Here is a 20073-nt window from a genome sequence, read left to right as displayed (position 1 = left end):
GTAAACAGTAGGTTCTCTCCCAGAGAATCTGCTTTTTACTTGTCGCTAAAATGGAGACCTTTTCGATAGCTGAAAGAAAAGTATTTTATCAGGCTAAGGGATTGCAATTTTGAGTAAAATTCAGTAAAATTTTTATTAGCTTATTATATGAAGAAAAGGGAATTTTATTAAAAAAAGAGTCACTGGTGACATATACCAGCGCTATTCTTTTAGAAAGCTGTCTGTAGGTCTAGTTTCCGCTACTATCGGAAGCTTCTTTTTGTGTACCACAATGGGAGGAGCTGTCAGCTCTGTTGAGGCAGCGGAAGTGTCTGCCAATCAGTCTACCGTCGTTCAGTATCACTATGTGGTGGAGAGCGATCTGACTGAGGCTGAAAAAGCTGCTATTGTGAAGGAACTACCCAAATTTGCGGAGGAAAATTCGGACGCTTATTATTTGGTTTACCGTCCGACAAAGCAAGAAAGCTTGTTAGGAAAGCTCCCTAAGACAGGGGAGTCAGGTCTTTTGGGAGCGGCTTTTGCGACTACAGGACTGGCCTTGGTTGTTTTAGTGCTGGCGCGAGGGAAAAATGGCAAGAGATACCTGTCTTCTATTTTACTTGTGACAGGCTTGGGTTCTGTACTTCTGCCAGCTTCTGTTTTGGCAATCAGCAGTACGGATTTGGCTGCCTATAATCAAAGTCTGACTTTGGCCGTTGGCGATCAGTTGCCAGAACCATTGAAAATTGCTGGCTACCAGTATATTGGTTACCTTAAAAAAGAAGCGCAACATCAACTGCCTCAAACTGGAAATTCTCAGCTTCCAGCTCTGCAAAAGGAAGCCTCAGCTAGTCAGCCTGATCAGGAGTTGAAAGAGTTAGCAAGTCGCCCTAAGAATATTGAAGCTCCGAAAGAGGCGCAGCCTGCTGGCGGAGACTATCTCTCCGAGAAGGAAAGGGAGGAGATTGCTGCTAAAGAAGGACAATTTGCTCGTCAAACACCTGTTCATGAGCGACCAGAGCTGCAATTTACAAGTCAAGCAAGGACCCAGACTCAAGAAATTCCCTATAAAACGGAGTATCAGTATTCAGATGACTTAGCTGAAGGACAATCTCGAGTGATCCGCGCGGGCATTCCAGGGATTCGCAAGATCGTAACACGTCACTATAGTGTTGAGGGAAAAGTTGTAGAGAGCAAGCAGGTTTCCGATCAAGTAACCACTGAGCCTGTTTCAGAAGTTGTTTTAGTCGGGACTGCAGCAAATAAGGCTGTTCCTAAAGAAGCTCCAATCCATAAAGTTCCAGAGCTCACTAGTTATGGCACGGTCCCTGATAGTGCCCCGGTACAAGAGGTTCCAGAGTTGTCTGACTATGGTACAGTTCCGGATAGCGCTCCCGTGCACGAGGTTCCAGAGCTCACTAGTTATGGCACCGTTCCCGCTAGTGCTCCTGTACATGAAGTTCCCGAACTCACTAGTTATGGCACGGTTCCCGCTAACGCTCCCGTGCACGAGAAACCCGAGCTAACTGATTATGGTACAGTTCCAGCTAGCGCTCCCATCCACGAAGTCCCTGAATTAACTGGTTATGGCACGGTCCCAGATAGTGCTCCCGTGCACGAGAAACCCGAGTCGTCTGACTACGGCACAGTCCCTGCTAGTGCTCCCGTGCACGAAGTTCCAGCGTTGTCTGGATATGGCACTGTTCCCGCTAGCGCTCCCGTTCATGAAGTTCCTGAGTTAACTGATTATGGCACGGTTCCGGATAGCGCTCCTGTACACGAAGTTCCTGAGCTCACTAAGTATGGCACTGTTCCCGATACTGCTCCCGTGCACGAAGTTCCCGAGATGGCTACCTATGGTACAGTTCCGGATAGCGCTCCCGTGCACGAGGTTCCCGCGTTCACTGGCTATGGCACCGTTCCCGATACTGCTCCCGTGCACGAAGTTCCCGAGCTCACTAATTATGGCACCGTTCCCGATACTGCTCCCGTGCACGAAGTCCCCGAGTTAACTGACTATGGTACAGCACCTGCTAGCGCTCCCGTGCACGAGAAACCTGAGTTAACTGACCATGGTACAGTTCCAGCTAGCGCTCCCGTGCACGAGAAACCTGAGCTCACTAATTATGGCACCGTTCCTGATACTGCTCCTGTACACGAAGTTCCCGAGTTCACTGGCTATGGCACCGTTCCTGCTAGTGCTCCAATCCATAAAGTTCCTGAGCTCACTAATTATGGCGCCGTTCCTGATACTGCTCCTGTACACGAAGTCCCTGAGTTAACTGGCTATGGCACGGTCCCCGATACCGCTCCTGTGCACGAGGTTCCCGAGCTTACTAGTTATGGCACTGTTCCGGATAGCGCTCCTGTGCATGAGAAACCCGAGTTAACTGGTTATGGCACTGTTCCTGCTAATGCCCCTGTACACGAAGTCCCCGAGTTCACTGATTATGGTACAGTTCCTGATAATGCTCCTGTACACGAAGTTCCCGAGTTCACTGGCTATGGCACCGTTCCCGACACTGCTCCCGTGCACGAGAAGCCTGAGTTGCCTAGTTATGGCACCGTTCCAGATGTAGCTCCAGTTCATGAGAAACCAGATTTGTCTGGCTATGGCACGGTTCCCGATACTGCTCCTGTGCACGAGGTTCCCGAGCTTACTAGTTATAGCACAGTCCCTGCTAGCGCCCCCGTGCATGAAGTTCCCGAGTTAACTGACTATGGCACTGTTCCCGCTAGTGCTCCAGTCCATGAGAAACCCGAGTTAACTGGCTATGGCACCGTTCCTGCTAGTGCTCCAATCCATAAAGTTCCCGAGCTCACTAGTTATGGCAAAGTTCCAGATACCGCTCCAGTTCCCGAGGTTCCCGAGCTCACTAGTTATGGTACGGTCCCTGACAGTGCTCCTGTACACGAGGTCCCTGAGTTAACTGCCTATGGAACAGTCCCAGATAGCGCTCCGGTTCATGAGGTACCCGAGTTGCCTGGATATGGCACCGTTCCTGCTAGCGCTCCCGTGCACGAGCAACCCGAGCTCACTAATTATGGCACAGTTCCCGATACTGCTCCCGTGCACGAGGTTCCCGAACTCACTAATTATGGCACAGTTCCCACTAATGCTCCCGTGCACGAGAAACCTGAGCTAACTGATTATGGCACCGTTCCTGATAAAGCTCCCGTGCACGAAGTCCCCGAGTTGTCTGGCTATGGCACGGTCCCTGCTAACGCTCCCGTACACGAGTTACCCGAGCTCACTAATTATGGCACAGTTCCTGAAACTGCTCCAGTCCATGCACTTCCTGAGTTAGAGTTGGTTGCAAAGGATGAAACGCGAGTAGAGAAAATCGATTTCACCACTCGAGAGGAAGAGACGGATGAACTTGTCCAAGGCGCTCGTCAAATCGTCACTCCAGGAGTGCCAGGCGAGCGCACCATCAAGACTCGTGTTTNTAACGCTCCCGTACACGAGTTACCCGAGCTCACTAATTATGGCACAGTTCCTGAAACTGCTCCAGTCCATGCACTTCCTGAGTTAGAGTTGGTGCCAAAGGATGAAACGCGAGTAGAGAAAATCGATTTCACCACTCGAGAGGAAGAGACGGATGAACTTGTCCAAGGCGCTCGTCAAATCGTCACTCCAGGAGTGCCAGGCGAGCGCACCATCAAGACTCGTGTTTACAGCTCCAACGGCCAAGAACTAGCTCGTCAAGAATTGTCCAACGAGGAAACTTTAGCTCCAGTCACACAGCTTGTCAAAGTCGGCACCGCCAAGTCCTATATGGTACCGAGCACTGCGCCGCAAGAGCCCGCTTTACCAGAATATCCACTGACCTATACGGATGAAACGCGCGTAGAGAAAATCGATTTCACCACGCGAGAGGAAGAAACGGATGAACTTGTCCAAGGCGCTCGTCAAATCGTCACTCCAGGTGTACAGGGCGAACGTACCATCAAGACTCGTATTTATACTTCCAACGGTCAGGAACTTGCCCGTCAAGAGTTGTTCAACGAGGAAACTTTAGCTCCAGTAACGCAGCTTGTCAAAATTGGTACGGCCAAGTCCTATATGGTACCAAGCACCGCTCCGCAAGAATCTGCCCTTCCAGAATATCCGCTGACCTATACGGATGAAACGCGAGTAGAGAAAATCGATTTCACCACACGTGAGGAAGAAACGGATGAACTTGTCCAAGGCGCTCGTCAAATCGTCACTCCAGGAGTGACAGGCGAGCGCACCATCAAGACTCGTGTTTACAGCTCCAACGGCCAAGAACTTGCCCGCCAAGAATTGTCCAACGAGGAAACGTTAGCTCCAGTCACACAGCTTGTCAAAGTCGGCACCGCCAAGTCCTATATGGTACCGAGCACTGCGCCGCAAGAGCCCGCTTTACCAGAATATCCGCTGACTTATAAGGATGAAACGCGAGTAGAGAAAATCGATTTCACCACTCGAGAGGAAGAGACGGATGAACTTGTCCAAGGCGCTCGTCAAATCGTCACTCCAGGAGTGCCAGGCGAGCGCACCATCAAGACTCGTGTTTACAGCTCCAACGGCCAAGAACTAGCTCGTCAAGAATTGTCCAACGAGGAAACTTTAGCTCCAGTCACACAGCTTGTCAAAGTCGGCACCGCCAAGTCCTATATGGTACCGAGCACTGCGCCGCAAGAGCCCGCTTTACCAGAATATCCACTGACCTATACGGATGAAACGCGCGTAGAGAAAATCGATTTCACCACGCGAGAGGAAGAAACGGATGAACTTGTCCAAGGCGCTCGTCAAATCGTCACTCCAGGTGTACAGGGCGAACGTACCATCAAGACGCGAGTTTATACTTCCAACGGCCAAGAACTAGCTCGTCAAGAGTTGTCCAACGAGGAAACTTTAGCTCCAGTCACGCAAGTTGTCAAAGTCGGTACGGCCAAGTCCTATATGGTGCCGAGCACCGCTCCGCAAGAGTCCGCTTTACCAGAATATCCGCTGACCTATACGGATGAAACGCGCGTAGAGAAAATCGATTTCACCACGCGAGAGGAAGAAACGGATGAACTTGTGCAGGGTGTCCGCCAAACCGTCACTCCAGGAGTGCAGGGCGAACGTACCATCAAGACTCGTATCTATACTTCTAATGGCCAGGAAATTGACCGTCAGAAACTTTCTAATGAGCAAACGCGGGCAGCAGTTGCTCAGCTTGTCAAAGTCGGCACAATGAAACCGCATAGGGTACCAAGTGATGCCCCGCAAGTGGAAGCCTTGAAAGAGTTCGACTTGATTTCGCTTCACAATCTACTGACAGAAGCAGAGCAAATCAAGGCTCAGGCTCGTTATTTCAACGATAGTCAAAGTCACCAAGCAGCCTATGATACCGCTTTGGTGGCAGGTCAAGCGCTTCTGAGTCAATCACAAGCCAGTCAAGCGGAAGTCGACCAGCTGGTGGCTCAAATCAATCAAGCCAAGGCTCAGTTACAGGGGCTTGAAGTGGACAAAACGCGTTTGCGGAATGAACATGATTTGGGGAGAACTGTGCAGACGACCGTCCAATACAAGAATGCTGATGCAGATAAGAAAGCAGCTTATACGAACGAATTGACCAAGGCAGAAAGAGTTCTAAACAATAAAACTGCCACACAAGTGCAGGTAAATCAAGCTTTTGCCAGCCTGACATCAAGCAAGACAGCTCTAAATGGTGTGCCTAAGGTTAAGCCGACAGTTTCGATCTTAAGTCTAACAGAAAATCCAGAGGACAAGTCGGTCACGGTTCAATACAGCTTGGAAGACAAGACAAAATCCTTGCGCTCAGCGATAGCTGAATTGTACAAGGGAGACCAGCTTGTTCGCTCGCTTCCGATTGACAATGTGGCAGGAAGTCTGAAAATCGATGACTTGGACTACTATACAGGCTATACGCTAAAAACCAAGCTGACTTATGAGCTGGATGCTGGCAGCCTGACTGACCTTGAAAAAGATAGCCGCAACTTTGAGTTGCAATACAAGAAGATTTCCTTCCGTGATATTGATTCGGCAGAGTTTTACAGAAAAGAAAAGGACCAGTTCAAGCGTGTCGTTTCCATGACCGCTATACCTACGGACTTGTCTACCTACTTTGTCAAAGTCAAATCGAGTGAATCCAAGGACATGCTCCTGCCGGTTCACAGCATGGCAGAAGGCCAGAAGGATGGCAAGGCTGTCTATAAGGTAAGGGTCTCTCTGCCTGAGCTAGTGCAAGAGAGCGAAACAGGCTACAAGTCTGGCTATGACTTCTATATCAGCAGGGCAGTGCCTAGTCAGCAAAATGTCTACACGAGCTTTGCTGGTTTGGTAGACGCCATGAAGAAAAATATGGCTGGCAACTTTGTTCTAGGAGCCGATTTGGATGCGAGTGAGGTAAGCCTGGCACCTGCGGATTATGTCTATCTCCGAGGAAACTTCACAGGCAGTCTGACTGGCAATCACAATGGCAAGCAGTATGCGATTTATAATCTAGCCAAGCCTTTGTTTGAAAACCTCAAGAGCGGTTCTTCTATTTCTAATCTGGACCTGAAAGAGGTTAATATTGTCGGAACCTATGACTCTGCTGCATTGGCTCGTAGTGCAGATAATGCGCGAATCACGGATGTTTCTGCCCAAGGTAGAGTGTCGGTAGTCGGCAATGCTTCCCAGGTAGCTGGTTTGGTCGTTGTCGCGAGCAATAGCCAAATCACCAACAGCTCCTTTACGGGAACTATCCAAGCCAATGACAAGCAGTACAAGGCTTATAATGTCGGCGGTTTGGTTGCCAACCTCAAGGGAGGAAATTCCTTGCTCAGTCAGAGCATGGCGGATGTGATCATTCTAGCAGGTGCTCGAACAAACGAACAGCGCTTCGGAGGTCTGGTTGGTCGCTTGGAAGACAATGCCCGCATCAGCCGTTCTTATGTGACTGGAAAGATCCAAAATTCTACGAAGAACGGTCAAATCGGGGGAGTAGTCGGCTCCAATTACTTCAATGGCTTGATTGATAATGTTATCAGCAATGTCAGCGGTACCAATGTTTACAGCATTTCTGGCGACCAAGACTACAAGAATGATCGCATCAAAGAAGCCTATGCCGTTGAAGGAAACGAAACTCTAGGCAATGATCAGTTTGTCACTTCTACTCTGACTTTGGACGAGGCCGAAGAGAAACTAGCGAGACTAGACATCACGACCACGCTAGAAGACAGCAATCTCAATCTCCACACTGTTGACTACAGCAAGGAAAAGAATGCTCGTGAAGACCGTCTGATAGCCTATGCCAATATGGAAAAACTCCTGCCATTCTACAATAAGGAAACCATCGTTGCCTATGGAAATAAACTTCCAGATCATCACAAGCTCACTAGAGAGTACTTGCTGGATGTGGTTCCGATGAAGAGCGACCAGATGATCACCGATATCCATAGCAACAAGACTGCGATTAACCGCCTGATGCTGCACTTTGAGGACAAGACGGTTGATTATCTAAATCTGACCTATAAGGGAGACTTCAAACATCAAGCTATCGCAGAGTACACTGTGAATGGCTTAGACCTCCTTTATACACCAGAAACCTTCCTATCAGACTATAGCAGGGTTCTTAACCAAGTGCTGCCAGAGTTGAACAAGGTTGTCCTTGACTCACCAGCCATGCGAACGGTCTTAGGCGTGAATGCGGATGCTTCTCTGGATGAGCTCTATCTGGATACAGCCTTTGACCAAGTCAAGATCAAGTTGGCAGAAGAGTTGCGCAAGGTTCTGGCTATGGACAAGTCCATCAATACTGAAGGCGATGTCGTGGCTGACTATGTAGCTCAGAAGAGTACAGTCAATAAGGAAGCCTTCCTGCTGGGTCTGACCTATCTCAACCGTTGGTATAATATCAACTATGACAAGAGCAATGTCAAGGATTTGTCGGCCTATAAGTTTGACTTCTTTGGGAAACATAATGCTTCAACGCTAGACACCATCATTGCACTTGGTCAGTCTGGTTTTGAAAATCTCAAGGCCAAGAATAACCATCTAGCCTACGATAACTCGCTCTCTGAAGCGACTGGTAAGCGCGGCCTCTTCAACTATCTGGAAAGCTATCGCCAGCTCTTCCTTCCAGACAAGACCAATAACGAATGGCTCAAGACCAATACAAAAGCCTACATCGTTGAGGCCAAGTCGGATGTGCCAGAAGCTAGACAGCTTCAGGATGCAGCTAAGGCCAAGAGCAAGTATTCTGTCGGCGTTTACGACAAGATTACTGCAGATAACTGGGAACACAAGGGCATGCTTCTGCCGCTCTTGACCATGACTGAGAAGGGCGTCTATGCTATCTCCAATATGTCTACCATCTCTATGGGGGCTTATGATCGCTATCGCCTTGATGCCAATGGCAGGGTTCGGACAGATGCAGAGCTAGCTGAATATGTCGAAGACCGAGTGAGAAAAACAGCTGAATACCAGCGTGACCACTATGACTTCTGGTATAAGATTCTAAGCGATGAAAGCAAGGACAAGCTCTTCCGTTCTGTTCTGGTTTACGATGGATTCTCATTGGTTGACAAGGATGGTAAAAGATATTGGGCTTCAGCTAATGACAAGAAATCACTAGCTATGCAGGAATTCTTTGGACCAGCCGGCAAGTGGTATCCAAGTAAGGGATACAATGCCTATGCTACGGGAAGTGTCACCCACTTTGATGCTGCTCGTTTGTTAGAAGACTATGGGAACTCTGTCTACACCCATGAGATGACGCATAACTCTGATGGTTCGATCTACTTTGAAGGTTATGGTCGCCGCGAGGGACTAGGGGCTGAGCTTTATGCGCGTGGTCTCTTGCAGTCCACACCAAGTCCAAATGAGCCTACCATTACCCTCAATACCCTCTTCAAGACAGACAAGGACTCTAAGACACGGATGCATACCTATAACTTCAAGGAACGTGTTCAAAATGCAGAAGACCTGCAGCACTATGTCCATGGTATGTTTGACATGATCTACACCCTAGATTACCTAGAAGGTACCTCTATGCTGAAGCAGAGCGATGACGCTAAGCTTCAGTGGTTCAGGAAGATGGAGAATTACTATGTTACAGATAAGTATGGTAAGGAGACTCATGCTGGTAACCAGACCCGCAGCTTTACTGCTGAGGAAATCAAGCGACTAACCAGCTTTGAATCTCTGATTGACAATGATGTCATCACCCGTCGGGAGAATAAGGATAGCGGACAGTATCCGCGTAATGGCTACCTCAGTCTCAGCCTCTTCTCGCCAATCTACTCAGCCTTGAGCAATCCAAATGGGGCGCCGGGTGATGTCATGTTCCGTCGCACAGCCTATGAATTGCTGGCAGCCAAGGGCTACCATGAAGGATTCGTCCCTTATGTCTCAGGGAAATTCTCCGAAGAGGCTGCTGCAGAAGGTAAGACAACTTGGGATGGCTGGTTCAGGAGAGATGTTGGTCTGGTGACCGACCAGAAGGTCTTGGAAAATGTATTCAAGGGTGAATATGCTTCATGGGCAGCCTTCAAGAAGGCTATGTACCAAGAGCGGATTGACCAGCTAACCAAGCTCAAACCAATCACCATCGAGTACGAACTCAGAAATCCTAACAGTACCAAGCAAGTAACCATTCGTTCTTATGCAGAGATGCAGAAGCTAATGGACGAAGCAGTCGCAGAGGATGTTCGCAACATTACCAATGCGACAAATCGTGTTGAAGCTAGCTGGGTCAACCTGCTCAAGAAGAAGATTTACAACGCCTATCTTCGTGAGACAGACGACTTCAGGCAGTCAATCTTTAACAAATAAGCCTCAACTTGCTTGTCGAAAATAGTAAAAAGCTCATGAGCCTGCTGAAAAACCGGCTTCATGAGCTTTTTATCTGTTGAAAATCTAGATGGCTGCTTCAATCAAGTGCTTAAGGTTGTCTAGGAGGCTATCCAAGGCTAGGACCGCTTTCTGTTGCTGGTCTGGCTGGTAGAGATGTTGGAAGTAGTCTTGGATATTTGCTTCAAAATCCTGTGGCAGGCGGGAGCAATTTTCTTTGGCATACTGGAGCATGCGCTTTTCGCCTGGATGGAGCTGCTCATTGAGGGCAAAGAGGGCATCAAAGTAGGAGGCGAAAAACTCGCTACTGCGGTGATTGATGCTGAGCAGGTCTTGGCGCTTGAGGGCCTTTTTGATCTGTCTTGAAAAAGCTGGCATAGCTTGGTCGAGAAGCAGGAGCTGCTTGCTGATGATATTCTCTTTCAGCTCAGCCGGATAGGGCAGACTGTACTTGCTCTGGAGGGCAGCATAGCGGCCGTCTCGATCGTAGAGAATCTTGCTGTGGATCAGATTGTACCACATACAGGTAGTGTAAGAATTTTGGGCTTGGTGCTCTAAAACGACTGTCTGTAAGTCTTGGTCAAAGTCGTTCAGCGAGCGGTAAATCAGTTCAATCTCGATACCATTATTGAGGACGCAGTCATCCTCCAATTCCCAAAATTGATTGCCGATTTCCATATAGGAGCAGTACTTGCTGAGGATTTCTTGGCGGATGACTGGCGCGAGAGGAGCACTCAGGTAGACATAGACATCATAGTCTGAGTCTTGGTCAAAATGTTGGCCGGCCCGTGAGCCTCCTAGAGCCAGAGCTTCCACTTGCTCCAGTTGAGCCAATTCTTTAAAGAGATTTTGTGGCATAATTTGTCCTTCTTAATTTTTTGACATCATTCTAGCAAAAAGTGAAAAGGTTTGCAAGGGGGGTAAATAGGATCTTTTCTTTCTTTTAAAAAACGTGATGAAGTGGAAGTGTCTAGAGTATTATTTTGATCAGAAAAGCCCAGGTCTTTCTAGGAGGTTTGTGATGTGATTTGGTTATTTTCTATACATCTTTCTATTGATTTAATTTATACTTTTCAGTAAGGTAGATAAGATTTTTTCATTGAAAAGACCCCATAATTCCTGCTAAAACAGTTATAGAGCATTATGACATCGGATATGAAAAAATAGGAGGTCGGGATGTCCCAGCCTCCTATTCTTCCTTCATCTGTTCAAAGATATAGAGAAAAAATTCTTTCGAAACTTCAAAATGTCCATAACGTAGTTGAGAAGCATATTGACGCCATTCGGGATGTGGCCGTACTTTCTCAATGGGGCAGTCTTTGACAGGGTGGTAGTAGCTGACATTTCGCCGAAATGGTACAAAGCCTTCGAACATCTCTACTTGATAAGCTGTATCATCTAGAATCTTGCCAACTGCTGTAAAGGCCTGCAATTTTTCCTGACCATTCAGCTGATACTTGGGGCTGTAGTACAAAAGGTAATCTCCTTTTTTCATTCGGTTCAGCGGTGCTTTCTTTCCATGGCAGACTTGGCAAAAGCCTCCCTCTACACCTCTTAGGACGTGTTCTTTTGATACGACACCAATCCAAAATCTAGTCATTTTCTGCCTCCAGTTTCATTAAGAGTTGATTGAATACTTCTGTTTTATCTTCTAATTTTCCAAAGAATGCCTGATCAATGCTTTCTACTAGAGGAAGGGCTTGGTTGACCTTTTGCAGCCCTGTATCCGTTAGAAGTATGATGTTGGCGCGGCTGTCCTTGGGATGGACTTCCCGCATTATCAAACCTTTCTTGACCAAGAGGCGGATGATTTGGGATACGGTCATAACATCCATGTCAGAAAATCGGGCAATATCGGTCTGACTCACCCATTCTTGCTGGCGCAGAAGCGCTGCAAGAGAGGTCAGAACGACAAACTGGGGATGGGTCAAATCAATGGTTTTCAGCTCATTTTTAATCAGCCCATGCCACTTGTGGTAGGTGCGGATAAAGAGCAGACCGGTTGATTTTTTATATTCATCTTTGTAGATGGAGTTAAACTGCGATGTTTCCATTAGCTTTCCCTCTAGATGTTTTATAAGTATACTTATTATATTCCGACATCTTATTTTTGTCAATAAAAAACCAGTTTAGACTAAAAAGTCTGAACTGGGTTCTGTTTATAGTTTTTCTACATAAATCTGCTGGGCAATCATAGGGCTAACCTGGATTGCTCGGCCGTCCACTTCTAGTTGATAGAGCTGGCTGTAGTCGTCATACTGGAGGAAATTGATTTCTTGGTTTATGTTCAGATTGTGCTTTTCCAGATAAGCCAAAAGCTCAAAATCGTCGTGGACACGGCGGATGAGGTAGTTACCGGGCTCTTGAGCGGAGGCCAAAGTTTGATGGTATTTTTCTTTCAGCAGCTGGTGTTTGGCTGGGATTGTGCCACCATGAGGGCAGGTCTCAGGGAAATCCAGCATTTTTTCCAAGCCTGCGACAAAGCGTTCAGAAACGGTATGTTCTAGAATTTCGGCTTCCTGATGGATTTCGTCCGTGGTGTAGCCCAGCTTTTGGACCAAGAAGACCTCAATCAATCGGTGCTTGCGGTAGAGGTCAGAGACCAGCTGCAGGCCTAGGTCGGTTAGCAGATAGCCCGCCTTTTTGTCCTTGATTAGGAGTTCTTCAGCCAGCATTTTCTTCATCATCTCCGTCACGGCTGGCGGAGAAACCTGCATGTGCTGGGCGATTTCTTTATTGGTGATTTTTCCCTGGCGCGTGCCAATCTCGTAAATACATTTTAAATAGTCTTCTTTATTTGGCGTCATCTTTTGTCCTCGTTGTTTTCCTAAGACTAGTATAGCAAAAAATGCTGAAAGAATACAATTTGAGGCCGAAAGTTCCTTTGTACGTTGACTTTTACATGAAATTTTGGCATATTTAGAGATAAATAGGAGAGGTATCGAAGGCTGCATAAGCCTGCTAGCGAAGCCCAGAACGGTGCTGAAGAAATTTCATATGATGGATGTGGATGATGATGGAAGTGGAAATCAAGCAATACTATACAGAGTTACAAGTGCTAGGCTGGTCTCAATCTGCTCTTGATAAAGTTTTTCTAGCAGAAATGGCGTCATTGTCACATGAATCAGCTCGCCAAGGTCTTTTTGAGGAGGCCCTTATATTTGGCAGTCCGCTCTTTCAGAAACTGTGGTCTTTTGAATGCCGAGCAGCCCATCCCCAGCAAGCTGAGCAGTTGTTGAAGCTAGCTATGTTGTATATAGACATGCCTGATGAATTGAGCGGGGAAGCAGCAGAGATCACCCGCTTGCTCTCACGTATGCATCCGAACTTATCGCCACACGCTCTCTTTTGGCGCCAGTTTTCTCAAACGATTCGACAGGCTTTTTCCCCGACAGACTTTATTTCAGACAGTGGCAATCAAAGGTTAAAAGGTCAGTTGCACCAGTTTCGCTACGTCATTTCCAGTCAGCAGGCTCAGTGGGTTAGACAGCATTTTCGTAAGCCGGGGATGACAGACGGCCAGGCTCTCCTAGCCTATTTTCAGGCGCATCCTGACCTAGACTGCCAGCTCTGGGAACCTTCGCGGCTGCACAATAAAGCCTTTGTCAATAAGGGCAAGGTGACCTACCCAGACCATCAGCCCTATCAGGCCAATATCAAGATTCTCCATCGTTTCCATACCGAGTTTATTCTGGATAGGGAAGGGCAGTTTCTCAATATCCTAGATCCAGAAAAGAGCAGTAAAAATGGGCTAGTCAATGGAGCTAGTTTTAATTACGGAGAGAAACCCTCGCTGTTCAATCATAGTTCCCATTATTACTACGATGTCAAAAGTCCAGCCCAGTGGGATCCCCAGTTTCGCAGGCTGGCGATTCGGAATGGCGGGCAAGCTTTCAAAGCCCCTCAGAATAATCGAGGATCGGCTGGTTACCATACGGCTAGAAGTTGCTATGCAATTGCGGGGAAAAGCGTTAAAAGTCAAGTTGATGCCCAAGTAAAAGATTTTGAAAAATCATTAGTCGAAAAGTTAAAAGGGAAAGCTTATCTCAAATATTTATGGAATAAAGTGAAAAATAAGTATCTGAGACTATAGAAATGAGGTGGGAAGATGCCGATTAAAATGATCGCTACGGATATGGACGGTACCCTTTTGGATCCGCGAGGAGAGCTGGATTTGCCACGTTTGACAGCAGTTTTAGACCAGCTGGAGGAGCGGAACATCAAGTTTGTCATTGCGACGGGCAATGAAATCCAACGAATGCGTTTATTGTTGGACGATTTGACAGAGCGTATGACCCTGATCGTCGCCAACGGCGCTAGAATCTTTGAAAAGAATGAAATGTTGCTGGGCACTTTCTGGCAGTCTGATTTGATTGCGGATACGCTGGCTTATTTTCAGGGTCAAGAGCGAGAGGTGCATCTAGTGGTTACTTCCACTAAAGGTGGCTTTGTTCAGGAAGGCACTGATTTTCCGATGATTAGCAAGATTATGACAGAGGAAATGGCGGCCCATTTTTACAAACGAATGAATTTCGTACCCAATCTGCAAAATCATCCGTTTGAAGAAGTGCTAAAGATGAGTGTTATGGTAGATGAAGCGCAAGCGGCAGAGATTACGCGGCAGATCAATATAGCATTTGCTGGAAGATTGAGTGCCGTGACCAGCGGCTATGGCGCGATTGACATTATCCAAGAAGGTCTTCACAAGGCCTGGGGACTTCGTCAGCTCATGGATCGGTGGCAAATTAAAAGTAAGGAAATCATGGCTTTTGGCGACAGCGAAAATGACTTGGAAATGCTGGAACTAGCGGATTTTTCCTATGCTATGGAAAATGGGGACGAGAAGATTAAGCGCATTGCCAGTCGCTTGGCACCAGCCAATGCAGAGTCCGGCGTTTTACAGGTGATTGAGCAATACTTAGAGAAAGGAGTCTAAATGGCAGTTCAATTATTAGAACAGTGGCTTTTGAATGAGCAGGCAAAGATCCAGAAAAATTATCGGGATCTGAATCAGCTTACGGTAAAGGAGCCAGCGATTATTTTTATCGGTGATTCGATTGTGGAATATTTCCCGTTGCATGAGCTATTGAAAAGTCCTAAAACCTTAGTCAATCGTGGTATTCGTGGCTACAAGACTGATTTGCTTTTAGAGAACTTGGATGCCCATCTCTTTGGACAGGCTCTGGACAAGGTCTTTCTCCTGATTGGAACCAACGACATTGGCAAGGAGATGGCTCAGGCTGAAACGCTGGCCAATCTGGAAGCGGTTATTCAGGAAATTTCCCGCGACTATCCTCTGGCTCAGATCCAGTTGCTGTCCGTCCTGCCTGTGAATGAGCAGGAGCAGTACAAAGGAACAGTTTATATCCGAACGAACGAGAAAATCCAAGCCCTTAATCGTGCCTACCAAGACCTAGCAAGCATCTATACCAATGTCCATTTTATCGACCTTTATGACAATTTCTTGGATGAGGGCGGTCAGCTGCGGGAGGACTTTACTACGGATGGCTTGCACTTGACTATTGCTGGCTATGCGACGCTGTCAAAGGCTCTGCAGCCTTATCTTTGAGAAAATATTTTTCTTGGCCAGCTTAATCAAGCACTTAAAACTGAAATTTCAAAACGAGTGTGATAACAGAATCACACTCGTTTCAGACTGAAGACAAAGTTCTTAGAACAGAAGTTGCTAAGGGCTTTGTCTTCAATCTGAAAGAACAGTTTCAACTGTTCTTTTTTGTTTCTTTTTATGAATCAACTACGACTACTTTCTCTTTACCAATCTTCACGCCGATGCCGAGACTTGACTTCAAAACCACTCTTAAAAAATATCGAAAAGAAGCTTGATATTAAGAATGGTTAAGATAATTGAAATTGCATAACCTAGGATTGTGTTCCACTTGGCATTAGTAAATTCTCCCATCAGTGACTTCTTAGAGGTAAGATAAATCAAAGGGAAAATTGAAAACGGAAGAGCGATTGAAAGAAAGACCTGTGAATAGACCAATAACTGATCCAGGGTTTTTTCTTGATACCCAAATAAAACGGCGACTATAATCACAGGTAGCAAGGCAAAAATACGGGTACCGATACGGATAAGCCACTGAGGTAATCTTAGATGTAAGAAACCTTCCATGACAATCTGTCCTGTCAAAGTGCCTGTAATGGTCGAATTTTGACCACTTGCTAAGAGGGCTAGAGCAAATAAAGTGGACAGAGTTGAACTGGCTATCGCTCCTGCTATTGTCGAATCCTGTAAGGCATTGTACATTTGGGAGAAAGCTGAAATTTCAGATGCATGACCAAAAAAGAGGGAGGCACCTAAAATAAGAAGCAAGGAATTGACAATGAAGGCTAGAGACAACTGAAGATTTGAATCCCAGGTCATAAAGCGAACTGCTTTTCGAATATCCTTCTTATCTTTGTGATTGATTTTCCTTGTTTGGGATAGAGAGGAATGGAGATAGAGATTATGGGGCATGACTGTCGCTCCCACAATCCCTAGAGCCAAGGTCAATTGACTTTCATGACCCGGTAACGGTGTTTCAAATAAAGTTGAAGTTGGCAAATAACCACCAATGATCCCCTGGATACTTGGATTGGATAAGGCCACAAGATAGGTAAAGATGGCTAATATGGTTAAAATAAGGGTCGTAACAATAGCTTCAATTTTTTTGAAACCAAATTTCATCAACAACAACAAAAGAAACACATCTAAAACGGTTAAGAGGATAGCAATCATAATCGGTATTTTAAACAAAAGATTTAAGGCAATCGCTGAACCTAGAACCTCAGCCAAGTCTGTCGCCATTAAAGCTAATTCTAAAATCACCCACAAACTATAGCGAAGCCACTTGGGAGCATGATGAGCTGTGGCCTGCGCTAGGTCCATCCTAGTCACGATACCGAGCTTCCCAGCCATCTGTTGTAGCTGCATAGCAATGATGGATGAAATTAAAATAACAAATAAAAGGCTGTACTTGTAGGAGGCGCCACCAACCACACTGGTGATCCAATTTCCAGGATCCATGTAGCCAACTGCCACAAGTGCACCAGGTCCTAAGAATGCTTTTAGATTTTGCCAAAAATGATTGTTATTTGGAGTCTCAATAGATTGATTGATCTCAGAAAGAGAGACTTTTTTATAAGAGGACATAGTGATTTCCCACTTTCTAATCTGTCTTTACATATTTCTTAATAGAATATTTTTTGAAAGAATGATGAAAATAGTTTACCTATTTCCAATTCACCCTTATTATATCACATTTTAGAATGATTACAAATAAAAAAATGATAGTTGAAATAAGCAATATCAGTATTGCAAAAGCCAGCGTAGTAAAACGCTGGCTTCAGATTGAAGACAAAATCCTCAGAACAGAAGTTTCTAAGGACTTTTTTGTAAAGTCGTATAATAATGATAAGAAAAGTTATGAGGTGCTCGCTATGTTTCACAAAGAAAAACCAGATTATAATCGCTGCCAATATGGCTTCTATACGATAGACGAATTGGTTCCCAAAGATCACTTTCTTCGACAATTGGAAGCAGAGGTTGATTTCGACTTTATCTATTCTATATTTATTAAAGATTTTTGCTTGCTTTAGTCTAGCCACTGGATAAAGGCCATTTTATCATGATGATTGTAACCTGCCCGCTTATAAAAATTCCAGGTGCTTTCTTTCTGGGAGCCCGTCAGCAGCATCATTTTGTAGCGATTGGTTTCGGTCGCTAATTTCTTAGCAAAATCAAGGCATTCACTAGCATAGCCCTTGCCTCTAAAATCCTGATGGGTGACGACATTTTCGATTAAGGCGTAGGGGCGTAGCCCTCTCGTGAGATTGGGAATGACGACACAAATACAAGAAGAAACAATCCTTCCGTCAAGCACTTTGATAATGATATGGTGGTCTGGATCTTCTACCATCCGCTGCCAGACTTTTTGTAAGGTTGGGCTTTTTCTGGAATGGCCGTCTCGTGCAAGGAGAGGTATAAATGGAGTAATTCATCTAGGTCGTTGGGACTGGCTTCTCTGATCGTCTTTTCACCCACTGTTTGGTAATATTTTCGTTTACCTAGCAATATTATAGTATGTTTAGCCCTTAAATTTCTAATTTGCTTTGAATTAAAATTTTTCACAGTTTCAAAGGTCAGCGAGAGTCACTTTCACCTTTTCTGAAATCTATTATAATATACATTTCAAAAGTCAGAAAAATCTCATAATTGTTATGTAATAGTTCTAAAGCGTTCCTGAGCATATTCTTATACAAGCGATGGAAAAAGTGATAAATTTGTAGAGTAAGTTTATTGAAACGTTTTCATCATATTATCTGAAAGTTTTCGATAAATAATTTAATTTTGAAGGAGAGTTATTATGACTCAAGGGAAAATTACTGCATCTGCAGCAATGCTCAACGTATTGAAAACATGGGGCGTAGACACAATCTACGGTATCCCATCAGGAACACTCAGCTCATTGATGGACGCCTTGGCTGAAGACAAAGATATCCGCTTCTTGCAAGTTCGCCACGAAGAAACAGGTGCTCTTGCAGCGGTGATGCAAGCTAAATTCGGCGGCTCAATCGGGGTTGCAGTAGGTTCAGGTGGTCCAGGTGCGACTCACTTGATTAATGGTGTTTACGATGCAGCTATGGATAACACTCCATTCCTTGCTATCCTTGGATCACGTCCAGTTAACGAACTCAACATGGATGCCTTCCAAGAATTGAACCAAAACCCAATGTATAACGGTATCGCTGTTTACAACAAACGTGTCGCTTACGCTGAGCAATTACCAAAAGTAATTGACGAAGCTTGCCGTGCTGCAGTTTCTAAAAAAGGTCCAGCTGTTGTTGAAATCCCAGTAAACTTCGGTTTCCAAGAAATCGATGAAAACTCATACTACGGTTCAGGTTCATACGAACGTTCATTCATCGCTCCTGCTTTGAACGAAGTTGAAATCGACAAAGCAGTTGAAATCTTGAACAATGCTGAACGTCCAGTTATCTACGCTGGTTACGGTGGTGTGAAAGCTGGTGAAGTGATTACTGAATTGTCACGTAAAATCAAAGCACCAATCATCACAACTGGTAAAAACTTCGAAGCTTTCGAATGGAACTACGAAGGTTTGACAGGTTCTGCTTACCGTGTTGGTTGGAAGCCAGCCAACGAAGTGGTCTTTGAAGCAGACACAGTTCTTTTCCTTGGTTCAAACTTCCCATTTGCTGAAGTTTACGAAGCATTCAAGAACACTGAAAAATTCATCCAAGTGGATATTGACCCTTACAAACTTGGTAAACGTCACGCCCTTGACGCTTCAATCCTTGGTGATGCAGGTCAAGCAGCGAAAGCAATCCTTGACAAAGTGAATCCAGTTGAATCTACTCCATGGTGGCGTGCAAACGTTAAGAATAACCAAAACTGGCGTGATTACATGAACAAACTCGAAGGTAAAACTGAGGGTGAATTGCAATTGTATCAAGTTTACAATGCAATCAACAAACATGCTGATCAAGACGCTATCTATTCAATCGACGTAGGTGACACTACTCAAACATCTACTCGTCACCTTCACATGACACCTAAGAACATGTGGCGTACATCTCCACTCTTTGCGACAATGGGTATTGCCCTTCCTGGTGGTATCGCTGCTAAGAAAGACAATCCAGATCGCCAAGTATGGAACATCATGGGTGACGGTGCATTCAACATGTGCTACCCAGACGTTATCACAAACGTTCAATACGACCTTCCAGTTATCAACGTTGTCTTCTCAAATGGTAAATATGCCTTCATCAAGGACAAATACGAAGACACAAACAAACACTTGTTTGGTTGTGACTTCCCTAATGCTGACTATGCGAAAATCGCTGAAGCGCAAGGTGCTGTTGGATTTACAGTTGACCGTATCGAAGACATCGATGCAGTTGTTGCCGAAGCTGTGAAGCTCAACAAGGAAGGTAAAACTGTTGTCATCGATGCTCGTATTACGCAACACCGTCCACTTCCAGTAGAAGTACTTGAACTCGATCCAAAACTTCACTCAGAAGAAGCAATCAAAGCCTTCAAGGAAAAATACGAAGCAGAAGAACTCGTACCATTCCGCCTCTTCTTGGAAGAAGAAGGATTGCAATCACGCGCAATCAAATAATTCCTCTTATCGAAAATCAAATGTAAACTTTGTAGATTTTATTCTTTGATTTTCTTAGAGCAGAACTTGAAAAGATCGGAGCAATCCGGTCTTTTTCTTTGTCCTCTTACTTATCACAAGATTGTGATAGTTTACATCTTC

The 20073-nt window shown here is 45.5% G+C and carries 10 protein-coding genes and 1 pseudogene; 5 read left to right on the top strand and 6 right to left on the bottom strand.

What is annotated here, in order from left to right:
* The first annotated feature begins 166 nt into the window (after nucleotides 1–166).
* Entirely contained in the window at nucleotides 167–9772 is a 9606-nt protein-coding gene (locus FZ954_RS10300; protein ID WP_262366252.1) for an SIALI-17 repeat-containing surface protein, read from the top strand.
* Between the two features lie 84 nt (nucleotides 9773–9856).
* On the opposite strand, the gene FZ954_RS10295 is transcribed toward FZ954_RS10300, so the two are convergent.
* The 4 genes from FZ954_RS10295 to FZ954_RS10280 form a co-directional block, all read right to left on the bottom strand.
* Complete coding sequence (locus FZ954_RS10295; RefSeq protein WP_148878307.1) at nucleotides 9857–10648, bottom strand: DUF4037 domain-containing protein; 792 nt, start codon at nucleotides 10646–10648, stop codon at nucleotides 9857–9859.
* A 331-nt stretch (nucleotides 10649–10979) separates the two neighbouring features.
* A complete protein-coding gene (locus FZ954_RS10290; RefSeq protein WP_148878306.1) occupies nucleotides 10980–11390 on the bottom strand; it encodes an EVE domain-containing protein in 411 nt (136 codons plus the stop codon).
* A complete protein-coding gene (locus FZ954_RS10285) occupies nucleotides 11383–11844 on the bottom strand; it encodes a MarR family winged helix-turn-helix transcriptional regulator (protein WP_148878305.1) in 462 nt (153 codons plus the stop codon). Before FZ954_RS10285 ends, FZ954_RS10290 begins: the two co-directional genes overlap by 8 nt.
* A gap of 105 nt (nucleotides 11845–11949) precedes the next feature.
* Nucleotides 11950–12597: a metal-dependent transcriptional regulator gene (locus tag FZ954_RS10280; protein ID WP_187423367.1), complete on the bottom strand. Its 648-nt coding sequence runs from the start codon at nucleotides 12595–12597 to the stop codon at nucleotides 11950–11952.
* 203 nt (nucleotides 12598–12800) lie between these two features.
* Between FZ954_RS10280 and FZ954_RS10275 the strand changes: the two genes are divergently transcribed.
* From FZ954_RS10275 to FZ954_RS10265, 3 genes are read left to right on the top strand one after another with little or no spacing between them, the layout of a single operon-like run.
* Nucleotides 12801–13883, top strand: coding sequence for a DUF3114 domain-containing protein (locus tag FZ954_RS10275; protein WP_262366251.1), 1083 nt, complete (start codon nucleotides 12801–12803; stop codon nucleotides 13881–13883).
* A 15-nt stretch (nucleotides 13884–13898) separates the two neighbouring features.
* Complete coding sequence (locus FZ954_RS10270; RefSeq protein ID WP_148878302.1) at nucleotides 13899–14726, top strand: Cof-type HAD-IIB family hydrolase; 828 nt, start codon at nucleotides 13899–13901, stop codon at nucleotides 14724–14726.
* Nucleotides 14727–15359, top strand: coding sequence for an SGNH/GDSL hydrolase family protein (locus tag FZ954_RS10265; RefSeq protein WP_148878301.1), 633 nt, complete (start codon nucleotides 14727–14729; stop codon nucleotides 15357–15359).
* A 249-nt stretch (nucleotides 15360–15608) separates the two neighbouring features.
* Here FZ954_RS10265 and FZ954_RS10260 read toward each other — a convergent pair whose 3' ends face one another.
* Both FZ954_RS10260 and FZ954_RS10250 read right to left on the bottom strand, forming a co-directional pair.
* Nucleotides 15609–16943: an Nramp family divalent metal transporter gene (locus FZ954_RS10260; RefSeq protein WP_048765415.1), complete on the bottom strand. Its 1335-nt coding sequence runs from the start codon at nucleotides 16941–16943 to the stop codon at nucleotides 15609–15611.
* Between the two features lie 442 nt (nucleotides 16944–17385).
* Nucleotides 17386–17864, bottom strand: a pseudogene (locus FZ954_RS10250) (GNAT family N-acetyltransferase).
* Between the two features lie 292 nt (nucleotides 17865–18156).
* Here FZ954_RS10250 and spxB point away from each other — a divergent pair.
* The gene (gene spxB, locus FZ954_RS10245) at nucleotides 18157–19932 is read left to right on the top strand and encodes a pyruvate oxidase (protein ID WP_002923229.1); all 1776 of its coding nucleotides are present in this window, start codon (nucleotides 18157–18159) and stop codon (nucleotides 19930–19932) included.
* Nucleotides 19933–20073: the final 141 nt, after the last annotated feature.

The sequence above is a fragment of the Streptococcus sp. Marseille-P7375 genome (genome assembly GCF_902460365.1).
Classification (GTDB): domain Bacteria; phylum Bacillota; class Bacilli; order Lactobacillales; family Streptococcaceae; genus Streptococcus; species Streptococcus cristatus_I.
Note: the sequence above shows the minus strand (reverse complement) of the source record. Positions and strands in the feature narration are given on the sequence as shown.